Annotated in this window: 15 protein-coding genes; 12 read left to right on the forward strand and 3 right to left on the reverse strand. The window is 37.5% G+C overall.

Annotation, left to right across the window (positions count from 1 at the left end; genetic code table 11):
- A partial coding sequence (locus tag GJU39_RS24330) for a transposase (protein WP_154281226.1) occupies nucleotides 1–155 on the reverse strand: 155 nt, incomplete at its 3' end.
- Nucleotides 156–311: 156 nt separating this feature from the next.
- On the opposite strand from GJU39_RS24330, the gene GJU39_RS19380 reads away from it, so the two are divergent.
- The 12 genes from GJU39_RS19380 (at nucleotide 312) to GJU39_RS19435 (ending at nucleotide 11,229) form a co-directional block, all read left to right on the forward strand.
- Nucleotides 312–995, forward strand: a complete 684-nt coding sequence (locus tag GJU39_RS19380; RefSeq protein WP_154282657.1) for a hypothetical protein — start codon at nucleotides 312–314, stop codon at nucleotides 993–995.
- A 43-nt stretch (nucleotides 996–1,038) separates the two neighbouring features.
- Nucleotides 1,039–1,770, forward strand: coding sequence for a hypothetical protein (locus GJU39_RS19385; protein WP_154282658.1), 732 nt, complete (start codon nucleotides 1,039–1,041; stop codon nucleotides 1,768–1,770).
- 269 nt (nucleotides 1,771–2,039) lie between these two features.
- The gene (locus tag GJU39_RS19390) at nucleotides 2,040–3,683 is read left to right on the forward strand and encodes a glycine--tRNA ligase (protein WP_154282659.1); all 1,644 of its coding nucleotides are present in this window, start codon (nucleotides 2,040–2,042) and stop codon (nucleotides 3,681–3,683) included.
- 62 nt (nucleotides 3,684–3,745) lie between these two features.
- Entirely contained in the window at nucleotides 3,746–4,423 is a 678-nt protein-coding gene (locus GJU39_RS19395; RefSeq protein ID WP_154282660.1) for a 2'-5' RNA ligase family protein, read from the forward strand.
- A gap of 112 nt (nucleotides 4,424–4,535) precedes the next feature.
- On the forward strand, nucleotides 4,536–4,940 hold the full coding sequence (locus GJU39_RS19400; protein ID WP_154282661.1) for a helix-turn-helix domain-containing protein: 405 nt from the start codon (nucleotides 4,536–4,538) through the stop codon (nucleotides 4,938–4,940).
- An 86-nt stretch (nucleotides 4,941–5,026) separates the two neighbouring features.
- The gene (locus tag GJU39_RS19405) at nucleotides 5,027–5,791 is read left to right on the forward strand and encodes an SDR family NAD(P)-dependent oxidoreductase (RefSeq protein WP_154282662.1); all 765 of its coding nucleotides are present in this window, start codon (nucleotides 5,027–5,029) and stop codon (nucleotides 5,789–5,791) included.
- 187 nt (nucleotides 5,792–5,978) lie between these two features.
- Complete coding sequence (locus GJU39_RS19410) at nucleotides 5,979–6,650, forward strand: CAP domain-containing protein (RefSeq protein ID WP_154282663.1); 672 nt, start codon at nucleotides 5,979–5,981, stop codon at nucleotides 6,648–6,650.
- Nucleotides 6,651–6,789: 139 nt separating this feature from the next.
- On the forward strand, nucleotides 6,790–7,293 hold the full coding sequence (locus tag GJU39_RS19415) for a GtrA family protein (RefSeq protein WP_154282664.1): 504 nt from the start codon (nucleotides 6,790–6,792) through the stop codon (nucleotides 7,291–7,293).
- A gap of 206 nt (nucleotides 7,294–7,499) precedes the next feature.
- On the forward strand, nucleotides 7,500–9,275 hold the full coding sequence (locus GJU39_RS19420) for an aromatic amino acid hydroxylase (protein WP_154282665.1): 1,776 nt from the start codon (nucleotides 7,500–7,502) through the stop codon (nucleotides 9,273–9,275).
- Nucleotides 9,276–9,441: 166 nt separating this feature from the next.
- Complete coding sequence (locus GJU39_RS19425; protein WP_154282666.1) at nucleotides 9,442–10,143, forward strand: SDR family oxidoreductase; 702 nt, start codon at nucleotides 9,442–9,444, stop codon at nucleotides 10,141–10,143.
- Nucleotides 10,144–10,199: 56 nt separating this feature from the next.
- Nucleotides 10,200–10,565 (forward strand): DUF4870 domain-containing protein, encoded by a 366-nt coding sequence (locus tag GJU39_RS19430; protein ID WP_154282667.1) that lies wholly within the window; start codon nucleotides 10,200–10,202, stop codon nucleotides 10,563–10,565.
- 115 nt (nucleotides 10,566–10,680) lie between these two features.
- Nucleotides 10,681–11,229 carry a C40 family peptidase gene (locus GJU39_RS19435; protein WP_154282668.1) on the forward strand — a complete coding sequence of 183 codons (549 nt, stop codon included), beginning with the start codon at nucleotides 10,681–10,683 and terminating at the stop codon, nucleotides 11,227–11,229.
- Here GJU39_RS19435 and GJU39_RS19440 read toward each other — a convergent pair whose 3' ends face one another.
- The gene (locus tag GJU39_RS19440; RefSeq protein ID WP_154282669.1) at nucleotides 11,230–11,832 is read right to left on the reverse strand and encodes a YdeI/OmpD-associated family protein; all 603 of its coding nucleotides are present in this window, start codon (nucleotides 11,830–11,832) and stop codon (nucleotides 11,230–11,232) included.
- Between the two features lie 156 nt (nucleotides 11,833–11,988).
- On the reverse strand, nucleotides 11,989–12,876 hold the full coding sequence (locus GJU39_RS19445; RefSeq protein WP_154282670.1) for a flavin reductase family protein: 888 nt from the start codon (nucleotides 12,874–12,876) through the stop codon (nucleotides 11,989–11,991).
- Nucleotides 12,877–13,138: the final 262 nt, after the last annotated feature.

Consider the following 13,138-nt stretch of genomic DNA (forward strand, 5'->3'; position numbering starts at 1 on the left):
GGACTCTGTTTGGGCTCCGACTCACGCTGTCTCCATTTACTCAGAAGGCTATCGTTTATTCCAAGCTCATCTGCAACCTCTTTCACCGATCCTCGGCTATTAGATAAATCTATAGCCATTTTTTTGAAGGAATCATCAAATACTCGTTTGCTCATATAATCAAATTTAAAAGTTTCTAGTTAAATCTGACAACTAAATTCCTCCAGTCAAATGTAGCAACTCCAAACACCTCAGATTCTAAGATAACAATGCTATCAGTCTACTAAATAAATCAACAAATTATTATTTGCCATTAAATAAATTATAAAATCATGGAAAATTTTAAAGAAAGAAAATTAATCTCAGTAAAGGAACTACAGAGGATAAAATCAATTACCCTAGAAGTTGATGAAAACAGCCACATTACAATCGGTCCAAATGAAAAAATGTTTTCAGATGCTTTACATTATGTATCTATTAAATCATTTGAAGACCTACAAGAATTAAGTATAATTCCACAAGGTTTAAGCAAGGAAAATGTTTTAAAAGCTATTTCAGATGATGATGATGAATCTTTAGCAATTGCAAAAAAAGATTATAACTTTTCAAAACAAAGTGATTGTAAATGTCACGATCATGTTGAGACTTCGTTGCAAACCCAGTTCAGGAATATACGAAGGAAAAGCAACTTTCAGTTAGCGAAACTACTTACCCATCATCATGGCAAACAGATTTTATGGGATGACTTTGAAGCAATACATGCCTATAAAATGACAACGAATTTATTAAAGAATCCGCGTCTTGGATTAAGTGTAGTATATTTTGCATTAGATGACATAATCATTAATACTAATGCCACGCTAACAGTTAATTCTGGTACAGATCTTATTAAAGGTAGAAACTTAGTCATACATACGAACGGAAAGATGGAAATAAAATCATCCTACCTTTTCTTAAAGTGTCAAACAGCAAGAGCTTATTCGAACAAACTTGAAAGCCTTTCTACCTCAATTTAATAAATAAATAGATAAAAAATTAGCTTAATAAAATCATATTAAAATGCATAATATTATTTTAAACGGTACAGATGGAGCTGTAGGTTTCAATGGACCAGAAGGATTAAATGGTGGTTTAGGTATTAATGGAAACAAAGCAAATTGCCCATGGTGTTGCGATGATGATTGTGCCGAATTAGGTGGGCCTGGTGGGCCTGGCGGACCTGGCGGTAATGGTGGAACAGGCGGACCTGGTGGAGCCGCTGGAAACTTTAGATTAGAAGTAGAAATATACTATGGAGGTTTCAATATTTCTAGTATTGGGGGTAAGGGTGGCGATGGAGGCACTGGCGGCAAAGGGGGGACTGGTGGTAAAGGTGGTAGAGGTGGCGATGGAGATGACTGTGAATTAGGGAGACACGGCGGAAATGGAGGACATGGAGGGAGAGGCGGAGATGGCGGTTTTGGTGGCCCAGGTGGCAGAGGCGGGGATGTCTCGATAGTGATGAAACATAATCAATCTGGAAGTACTCAAGTTCCTATGCAAACTAATGGTGGTGCAGGTGGTCGGCCCGGAGTAGGGGGCTCACAAGGCTTAGCTGGACAACCCGGAGATGATGGTAAAACAACAGGGACTTTTTCTAAAAGCAGCGATTGCAAAACTATGGGGCCGGTTCCAAGCTGGGGTTCTGAAGGAGGCGTTGGAGTTTCTCCAATCAATGGGGTTGGTTCAACTGGTACTGAAGGAATTGTAAGTATTATTACAACAGGTACCAATACTCCTCCTACTCCATAAATTATATTACATTTTATAATAAAAGTTTGTGTCAGCTTAAAACAGTTCTAATTTAAGTAAACAACAAAACAACTGTTAATTAGATTAGTTGTTTCTCGTCAAGATCGGTGTTACTGAATAATCAGTAGCATCGATTTTTGTATTTTGCACAAAAAAATCTTCAACCATTTAACTCAAATACTAAAATCTTACAACCCATAAATACTAATTAAAAACCTTCCACCTTATGCCTTTAAACCCTCCACCTTTTTATTATCTTTGCCTCCATTATGGCTCAAAAGAATAACGACGAACAATTTAAAAATGTAATCTCACACGCTAAGGAATACGGTTTTGTGTTTCAAAGCAGCGAAATATATGATGGCTTAAGTGCTGTTTACGACTATGGGCAACTGGGTGCCGAGTTGAAAAACAATATTAAATCGTACTGGTGGAAAGCCATGGTGCAAATGCACGAAAACATAGTAGGGATTGATTCTGCTATCTTTATGCACCCGAAAGTTTGGAAAGCAAGCGGACACGTGGATGGGTTTAACGACCCGATGATCGATAATAAAGATTCGAACAAACGTTACCGTGCCGACCAGTTACTGGAAAATAAAATTGATGAATTATACTCAGAATTAGCTAGTTTCAGCACAGAAAACAAAGCTAAATTCCAGGAATTTCAAGAAGAGATTCTGGGACTAAGCGATGAAGGTCAGGCAGCGTGGATTCCAGGTTTTAAAGATGAAAACGACATCTTAGCGAGCGAAAAATATCCTTTTATTGATGAAGCCAGCTGGAGATTTGTAAAGAAAGGCTTAGCGCTTGAGGTTGAAATGAATCTGGCGCTTAAATCTGAAAACTTAGCACAGCTGAAAGATTTAATTATAGATTATAAAGTAATTTGCCCCATCTCTAAAACGGCTAACTGGACTGATGTTCGCCAGTTTAACCTGATGTTTAGCACTCAGTTTGGTGCCATGGCAGAAGGTAGTGATGAGGTTTATCTTCGTCCGGAGACGGCACAAGGTATTTTCGTGAACTTTTTAAATGTTCAAAAATCGGGAAGAATGAAAATTCCTTTTGGTATTGCCCAGATTGGCAAAGCCTTTAGAAATGAGGTAATTGCCCGTCAGTTTATCATGCGGATGCGTGAATTTGAACAAATGGAAATGCAATTTTTTGTTCGCCCGGGTGATGACAAAAAATGGTTCGAATACTGGAAAGAAGCACGTTTAAAATGGCACAAAGCCTTAGGAACACCTGCTGAAAAATATCGTTACCATGACCATGTTAAACTAGCGCACTATGCAAATGCGGCTACCGATATTGAATTTGAATTCCCATTCGGATTTAAAGAAGTAGAAGGTATTCACAGCCGTACTGATTTCGATTTAACGCAACACCAGGAGTTTTCCGGCAAGAAAATGCAGTATTTCGATAACGATCTGAATGAAGAAGGCAAACCTTACGGGAATTATGTTCCATACGTAATCGAAACTTCAATCGGTTTAGACCGCATGTTCCTGTTAACCATGATCAATGCATTTGAAGAACAGGACCTAAGCACAGCAGATAAACAGGATAGCCGTACTTTACTGCGTTTACACCCTGCTTTAGCGCCATATAAGGTAGCTGTGTTTCCACTTACCAAAAAGGATGGTTTACCAGAAAAAGCACGAGAAATTATGGATACGCTGAAATTTGATTTCAACTGTATTTATGAAGAGAAGGATGCCATTGGTAAACGTTATCGCCGTCAGGATGCTGTTGGTACGCCATTCTGTATTACTGTAGATCACCAAAGTTTAGAAGACAATACGGTTACCATCCGTCATCGCGATAGTATGGAGCAAGAACGCGTTGCCATTGCAGACCTGGCCAATATCATCGGTAAAGCCGTAAGCTGGAAGAATTTATTGGCTTAAACAATATCGTAATAAACAATATTTAGTCGCAGGTTCAAAGCCTGCGACTTTTTTCTGGATTAATGAATCTCTCAGCACACTACAACAAGTTATATTACGAATCTGCAGCGAAAATAGCCAATGGCGATTATGAAATCGATGAATTAATTGATGCACAAGATGATTATCGTTTCGGAATTACCTTAGTAATCAGGCCCGATGAAAGCACTAAGGCTAACATTCAGCGTTTTTTAACTGAGGTTAAAGCCATTGATCCACATCAGTACTATTACCAAGATGCAGACCTCCACATCACGGTGATGTCGATTATATCATGCTATACTGGTTTCAACCTGAGGCAAATTAACGTACCGGATTATGTAAAACTGATTGAGCAAATTTTAATTAAACATCGAAATTTCAAGATTCAGTTTAAAGGGCTTACAGCCTCCCCTTCCTGCATTTTGCTTCAAGGATTTTTAACTGATACATTAAATGAAATCAGAGATGATTTACGTATTGGCTTTAAAGGTACCAACCTCCAGCAGAGTATAGACAAACGTTATACCATTCAAACAGCACATTCAACCATCATCAGATTCAGGCGAGCACTACAAAATAAAAACGGCCTGCTCAAATTGGTAGAGAAATACAGGAACTTTGATTTTGGCACATTTGAAGTACAGCAACTCGAACTGGTTTATAATGATTGGTATCAGCGTGAAAAATTTGTAAACAAACTACACGAATTTCATTTATAACCGGAGTTAGCTTTAAGGTAATTCAAAAGTAAAGAAAGGCATAGTTGGAATTGCAACATTTCGATTTGATCAATTGTAATTATATTTGTTTCTCCTTTAATGATATAATCAGATGAAACTTCCTGAAAAAATCTTTGCACGTCGCCACGAAATTGCGGCTGATTATTTGAAAGAGTTAGATAAACATCTTGATGATATTGTGTCTGGCCGAACGACAGAAATGTTGGAGGTAAGAGATTTAGCTGATCTGATTCATGTTCATCCCGTCCACTTGAGCAATACCGTAAAAGCCGCCACTGGCTATTCTCCATGTTATTTTTTTGAGAAACGTTTAATGGAAATTTCGAAATCGATGTTAGTAAGCACCAACACGCCCATTTCGGAAATTGCCAGAATCTTAACTTACGATCCCTCAAATTTCACCAAGTTTTTTAAGCATTTTGCCGGCCAAACGCCCAAGCAATATCGCGAAGCGTATTATATTTCCATAGCAAATAAAGACTTGATCACCGCATAATACTTAAGCTCTCACCATTTTAACTTAAGCTGTCACCATTTATTTCATCACTTTCCATTTAATTTTGTTTAATAAATTAAAGAATAATGGAAAAACAAAATAAAATTGCCTTAGTTACCGGCGGCAGCCGCGGCTTAGGAAAAAATGCAGCGCTTAAAATTGCTGAAAAGGGTATAGATGTAATCGTTACTTATCAATCTAAAAAAGAAGAAGCCGAAAACACCGTTAATGAGATTAAAAAACTCGGTGTAAATGCTGCAGCGCTTCAGCTTGATGTTGCAGACAGTGGTAGTTTTGATGCATTCATTGCAGAAGTAAAAGCCACATTGCAACATACATTCAATACCAGTCAATTTGATTTCCTGGTGAATAACGCCGGAATCGGAATTAATGCACCTTTCGCAGAAACAACTGAAGATCAATTTGATCAGTTAGTAAATATCCATTTAAAAGGGCCATTTTTCCTGACACAAAAGGCATTGGCAATCATTAACAATGGAGGATCGATTATTAACATTTCTTCCGGTTTGGCTCGCTTCTCTCTGCCGGGTTATTCTGCATATGGCGCAATGAAAGGTGCGATGGAAACACTTACCCGATATCAGGCAAAGGAATTGGGCGCTAAAGGAATCCGCTCCAACATCATTGCTCCAGGCGCAATCGAAACTGATTTTGGCGGTGGCGTGGTACGCGATAATGAACAAATGAATGCCGGAATTGCCTCGCAAACTGCGCTGGGCCGTGTTGGTTTACCTGATGATATTGGCGGTGTCGTTGCCTTTTTATGTACGGAAGAAGCCAGATGGATTAATGCGCAACGCATCGAAATTTCCGGCGGAATGTTTTTATAAATCAGCATTTTCAAATTGAGCTTTTCGGCGTAATATAGCTTGCGCCGAAGAGCTTTATTTAACGCCATATCTTTGTAGCAGAATTAATTCCTTTTTCAATATTTACTTTCGTACATTAATTATCGCAAAAACACATCATTCAAAAATAAACGATTTTTCTGCGCGTTATCATTGTAAATCCCCCTGAATGATCAAACACATTTTAATCGCAATTATAATCTTCTCAACGGCATTAAACACTTTTGCACAAAAATGGACTGACGCAGAATACCAGCGGGCAAACACGGCTGCCAATGTATCGTATTTGAGTAATGAAGAGAAAAACATTGTGATGTACATGAACCTGGCCCGGATAGATGGCGAGAAGTTTTACTACACCTTACTGGCAGACTACATCAGCGATTACAATGCAAAAGTTCGCAAATACCGCAACTATAATGATCTTAAAATCGCGAAAAACAACCCTTATTACCTATCGTTACTGTCGCATCTGAGTGGCATCAAAAACCTGCCGATGTTTTACCCTGAAGATAAATTATCGATTGTAAGTCGCAACCATGCGATTGATCTGAACAGAAATAACCTAGATACACACGAAAGCAGTAACGGCGATAAGTTTTCGAAAAGAATTTCTAAATACTATCCCAACAGGACCATGAGCGAAAATATCGATTTTGGAAATGCCAATGGTTTAGATATTGTATGCCATTTACTGTTAGATTGTGGTGTGCCTTCACTAGGTCACCGGTTTACTATTCTGGATCAAAAAAACAAATTGAATATTGTTGGCATCAGCATCCAGCGTCATCCTTCATACAGTTGGTGCGCAGTGATTGATTACGTTGCAAAGCCAAAGTAGGTCGGGGCATCGAATCAAAATGCTAATTAGCAATAACGATATTCTACACAAATAGTAAAGGCAATCCGCTACTTTCATGTTGAAAAAGCAACAGTTTAAAAAATAATTTACCTTTGCAGCCAAAACTACTGAAACAACAATGCGCAAAATTATTCTCGCCTTTATAGATTTTTTTTATCCACCATTTAAAAATTTTATCTCTGCACATAATTTCAGGTATCTGGCAACCGGCGGAGGCACTTTGCTTCTAGGCATTTTAAGTTATTATTTTGCGTACTTTTTTATCTTTAAAACAACAGAAGTAAATTTTGGAATAATTGTATTGCAAAGAGAAACAGCCTCTTTATTAGTGGATTATGCCGTAGCAATACCTACCAGTTTTTTGCTAAATAAATATGTAATCTTTACGCACAGCGAATTAACGGGACGTGTTCAGTTGTTTCGATTTTTAAACCTTCAACTGATCAATATTCTCGCTAACTATGTTTTGTTGAAGTTTTTGCTGGAATTGCTAAGAGATTATCCAACTTTAGCCATGTTATCGAGAATTGCTGTTTCCGTGTTAATGGCCCTTTTCAGTTATCTGTACCAACACTATTTTACGTTTAGCGTGAAGAAACTTGGCCGCAGCGATAAAAGCTAAAATCATATTTATTATAAAGTGGTAGACAATCATTTTAAGTTTTGACACTTTAAACAGCAGCATAGAAAGAAAGTTGTCAAAGTAGAATTATAAAAGATGAGCAACCAATAATTACGCAAAGCTGTTAATTTAAGCAGCGGCTTTCTTGCTTAGGTAAACGCAACATCATAACTTAGCTGTCGACCAACTTATTTTTCATGACCACTATGAGCCATTTTAATGATTTTAATAATGCGCAGGTAGCAAAATTGCCCAATCATTTAAAGCAATTTATTGTTAATCAGAATTACGGTAAATACACGCCGATAGATCAGGCAGTTTGGCGCTACGTGATGCGTCAAAACTATAGCTATCTAAAAGATGTTGCATACTATCCCTACATCAAAGGTTTGCAAAGAGCAGGCTTAAGTATCGAATACATTCCTGATTTACAAACCATGAATGATAATCTGGGTAAGATTGGTTGGGGTGCAGTTACGGTCGATGGGTTTATTCCGCCAGCTGCTTTTATGGAATATCAGGCCTATCGGGTGTTGGTCATCGCGGCCGATATCCGTCAGATTAATCATATAGAATATACACCAGCACCTGATATTATCCACGAAAGTGCCGGCCATGCGCCTATTATTGCTGATACCGATTATAACAACTACCTCAGTTATTTTGGCGCTATTGGCGCTAAAGCCATGTTTTCGGCTAAAGATTTTGAACTTTATGAAGCCATTAGAAAACTTTCAATTTTGAAAGAAGCTGTTGACGCAGACGAAGACCAAATTGCAAAAGCCGAAAAATCATTGCGTTACATCAGTGAAAATATGGGTGAGCCTTCAGAAATGGCGTTGCTTGGTCGTTTACACTGGTGGACGGTAGAATATGGCCTGATCGGCACATTGGAGAATCCCAAAATTTATGGCGCAGGATTACTGTCGTCTATTGGCGAAAGTGCATCTTGTATGACTAAAGAAGTCGAAAAGTTATGGTACAACATCGATACCATCAATTATCAATACGATATTACAAAAACACAACCCCAGCTTTTTGTAACCGAGACTTTTCAAAACTTAAAAGATGTGCTGGAACAATTTGCTGATACCATGGCTTTCCGCCGCGGCGGGATGGAAAGTATAATGAAAGCCATTGCCTGTAAAAATGTAGCCACAGCCATTTACTCCTCTGGTTTGCAGGTGACTGGCGTGTTTACTGACATTGGTGTAGGCTTAGCTGATGAAGTAACGTTTATTAAAACTACCGGCGCTTCTGCCCTGGCTTATCAGGGAAAGCAATTGGCTGACCACGGAAAAACTTACCATGCGGATGGATTTTCATCGCCCGTTGGCAGGCTTCAAGATGCAAATAAGCCCCTGGAAGATTATAGTGATGATGAAATAAAGCAACTGACAGGTATTGGAGATAATATTCAGCTGATTTTTGAAAGTGGAATAAAAGTTGAAGGTCAACTCATGAATATTTTAAGGGGGGATGGAAAAATATTACTGATTACTTTTACAAACTGCACAGTTACAGAACGCAATCAGAATGTCCTTTTTAAACCAGAATGGGGCAATTATGATATGGCTGTTGGAGCGCAAATTGTTTCTGTTTTTAATGGTGCTGCCGATAAGGATGCTTTTGAAGAGATCACATTGATCAGTGAGGAAAAGGCCCGTCAGGTTGTTTATGAAGAAAAAACATTACAACTGCATCAATTGTATAAACGCGTACGTGAGATTAGGGAAAGTAGCGAAAACTTAGGTGAACTTGCTGCCATTTTTGATCAGTTGAAACGAAACTACAGACAAGATTGGCTGTGTGCAATGGAAATTTTAGAAATCATTTTTCACAAGAAGATTTACCATCAATTGGAAAAAGAAATTCATGTTTACCTGGAAATAAAAGCAGGAAAAGAATCAGATCACAGAAAACTCATTAATGATGGCTTGCACGTGATTAAAAATCCGGTAAGCCAATTAATTGTAGAATAAATAATGATTATTATTAAATACAGTTCCATGATCTAACGCTATGATTAACAACAAACAATGCTTCGATAAAACAATAAAAATCAAATTAAAAGCTTAAACAAGGCTTAAAATCTTAAATTTATAAACAAATTGATGAGCCTACATTCATCACAAACATACCTCAACAATGAACATTATCATTACCGGAGCAAGCAGCGGAATTGGATTTGAAACCGCATTAGAGTTTAGTTTACACAAAGAAAATAAAATTGTTGCCATTGCCCGTTCGGCAGATAAATTACGTAAACTCTTAGAAATTGCCAAAGGAATTAACCCTGACTGCACCATTCTACCAGTAGAATTTGATATTGTAAATGATGATTACGCTGCACTGATTCCATTTTTAAAAGAACGTTTAGGAAATATTGATATCCTGATTAATAACGCCGGTGCATTAATTAATAAACCCTTTCTGGAAACAACCGAAATTGATTTAGGCGAAATGCTGCAGAGCAATGTAATCTCACATTTTAGAATGATCCAGAACGTTTTGCCATTAATGCAAAATGGCAGCCATATTGTAAATATAGGAAGCATGGGTGGTTTTCAGGGGAGTGTTAAATTTCCGGGGTTATCTGCCTACTCTGCAAGTAAAGCTGCATTGCATACCTTAACAGAATGCTTGGCTTTTGAATTATCTGAAACAGGAATTAAAATAAATTGTTTAGCTTTGGGCTCAGCACAAACAGAAATGCTGGAAACAGCTTTTCCGGGTTATCAGAGCCCGGTAATGGCTTTTGAAATGGGTAAATACGTGGCTGATTTCGCTAAAACGGGTCAGAAATTTTTTAATGGAAAAGTTATACCAGTTGCAGTCTCAACACCGTAACTAAAATTTAAACATACATTACACGCTATCAGGGAACACTTTAATCTAAATATAATATGGAAACAAACAAAAATTTCACAACATCAACAGACAATGGTAAAGGCGCTGCAATAGTAAGTTACATCTTTTTAATCGGCTGGTTGATCTCTTTTTTCGCAATTTATAAAGAAAACAAAACTTCTTTATCAACCTATCACTTACGTCAGTCATTATTGCTTCACCTGAGCATTATCGTTATTAATATTTTAATTACGATTATCCTTACGATTGCGCCATTAGTATTTTTAGCTTATATCAGTTACGCAATTGGTATCATTTATTTGGTATTTATCGTATTGGGTGCAATCAGTGCAAGCAATTTACAAAATAAACCATTGCCAGTTATTGGCGATAAAGCACAAACTTTATTTTCAAGTATTTAATACTTTTAAAGCATTTTTAATGACGCCCGGACAATAGTTCGGGCTTTTTTGTTTTAACGAGTTTTCCACATTTAGAGCCACCTTTATATTTTTTTTATATCTTGCCAATCAACATATGAAGAAAATAACATTCGCAATTCTGTTTTTCATTTTGTCTGCAACTGCAGTGAAAGCTCAAAACATCATCCCTGCTCAGTATCAGGACCTGGTTAAAAAGTTAGTCGCTACTTTACCAAAAAACCCTTCCGCACACTTTAATAGTGGTTCTTCTGCAAATTCTGAAACTTTAATCGATTTTGCTAAAAGCATGCTGGGCATCCGTTATCGCTATGCCACAAGCAATCCAAAAATCGGTTTTGATTGTTCAGGTTTCGTTAGTTATGTTTTCAGTAATTTTGGTTTTAAGGTACCGCGTTCATCAAGAGAATTTAGTGGTGCCGGAAAAGAAACCACCCTCGAGAATGCTAAAGTTGGCGATGTATTAATTTTCACCGGAAGCAATTCCCGGGTAAGGAGAATCGGACATGTAGGCATTGTTTACTCTATCGATGAAGACGGCATAAAATTCATTCATGCATCTTCTGGTAAAGCGCACAGTGTTACCATTACCGAACTTAATGGCCACTACAGAAATCGTTTCATGAAGATTGTAAGTATAATCTAATTACTTTTTATACTTCCACATCCTGCTTTTCCCTTCACTAATCCATTCTATTGAAGTTTCTAAACGCTTTAGTCTGGTACTTTCTGTCTTTGCTTCTTCCAGCCAGAGTACGTAGTCTTTTTTATTAGAAACACTGAAGTTTTGGAACACGCCCATGGCTAAAGAATCTTCTTGTAAGGCATCAATAAAGTATTGCGGAATAATAAGTTCCTGCACACTTACTTTAGGTTTAACCGGGAGTTTAATCCCATCTTCATTTAATTGAATAGCTTGTTGAATATAAGCAATCAGAATTTCATCATCCGGCAGATCTGCCAGGGATTTAATTTTCCCTAACATTCCCATATTACTTGTTTTCGTTTCAAAAACGCTAAACTCATCTTTAATTAAAGAACCCTTCCAGAAGCCGAATGCACAGTGATGTTTAAAAGCCGCCATGTGACAAACTGAACCTTGGAAATCGAAAAACGGCATTCCCCATTTGGTTTTTTCTTCAATTCTGGCATCTGCATGGTGAACCAAAATCCTTAAATGCTCCAGTATTGGAATGGCAAAGGGTGCCGATTTCATGATGTATTGATCTACTTGTACAGATGTATGCATAGCTGGAAATATTGGATGATGTTATCTGATCCGTTAAAGCTACTTCGCAGTTGTTTAATTTCCTTATCGGATACCATTATTTATTTAAAAGTAAAAATACTCCGATAATTATGAATTCCCTGGCTCTGAAAAATACAAAGCACAGTGTTATCTGCATTAAAGCAAAACAACTTTCAAAGCTAATTCCACGTTTCCTTTACTGAGGTAATCCCGGGCAAGTTCATGTAATTCCCGTTCCCTGTTTGTTATATCGCCAATTGTAGCGTCTAACACTTCTTTAACTTCAGGATTTGAAGCGATCAAATCGACTTCGTCATCCGTTGGCAAAAGCTCCACATTTCCTAACATACCCAGGTCATTCCCGGTTAATACTTTTGAGAACCGTACAGATTTAGGCAGGGCATCTACCCCAATTCCTAGTTTTGCCAATGGTTTGGCTACTTTAAATAAATTATCAGCGGTAACCCTGCAATACCAGTCGCCACCTAGCCGCGCTACCAAATCTATTTTTTGCTGATCTATTTTACCTTCACTGTTTAAAATAGCTTCACTAATATGAATCAGTTTAATCTCTGCTAAAATGAGGTTTCCGGCACCATGACTATCTCCTAATTGAATAACCTGATTAACTAAGCATTCAAACTGCACAGGCGCTTCTGCTACTCTTGGTGGAGTAACCAGTTCAGATTTAAGCATTGTGAAACCTGCTTTTTCAAATTCGTTTATTCCCTTTGCATATTCGGTACTGGCCAGGCTCATTTGCTGTACCATCTCATAATTTACAATATTGATCACACATTCCTTAACCTGAAGTACGTTTTCCAGGGTATGCTTAGTGGTATTATCGCGAACGCGCCGTGCAGGTGAAAAAACACAGATTGGCGGCTTTGTACTAAACATATTGAAGAAACTGAATGGACTCAGATTGACATTTCCTTCAGCATCAATGGTTGAAGCAAAGCAAATCGGCCGCGGTGCTATAGCATATTGCAGATAATTTTGCAGTTGTACGGCAGATAAATCTTCAGTTTTTAAGGTTAGCATCAAGAATTAAAATAAGGCTTTTGTCTATTATCCCATAAAAAAAGCAGAATAATCTTATCGTCGAAAACCTGATAAAATAATGTTGTTTGTTTTGTTATTATAGCAACTCGAATATTTTCGCCGAAAACAGATGATTTATAAATAAATGGATTTTTCGAGATCAATTCGATTTTTCTTTCTGCTTTAACGACAAAAGAATTTGCAAAGGAAATTCCAAATTTTTCGTTAATAAACTGATATACATAATTAAATGACTCGTTAA

The organism is Pedobacter petrophilus (assembly GCF_009674725.1).
Classification (GTDB): Bacteria; Bacteroidota; Bacteroidia; order Sphingobacteriales; family Sphingobacteriaceae; genus Pedobacter; species Pedobacter petrophilus.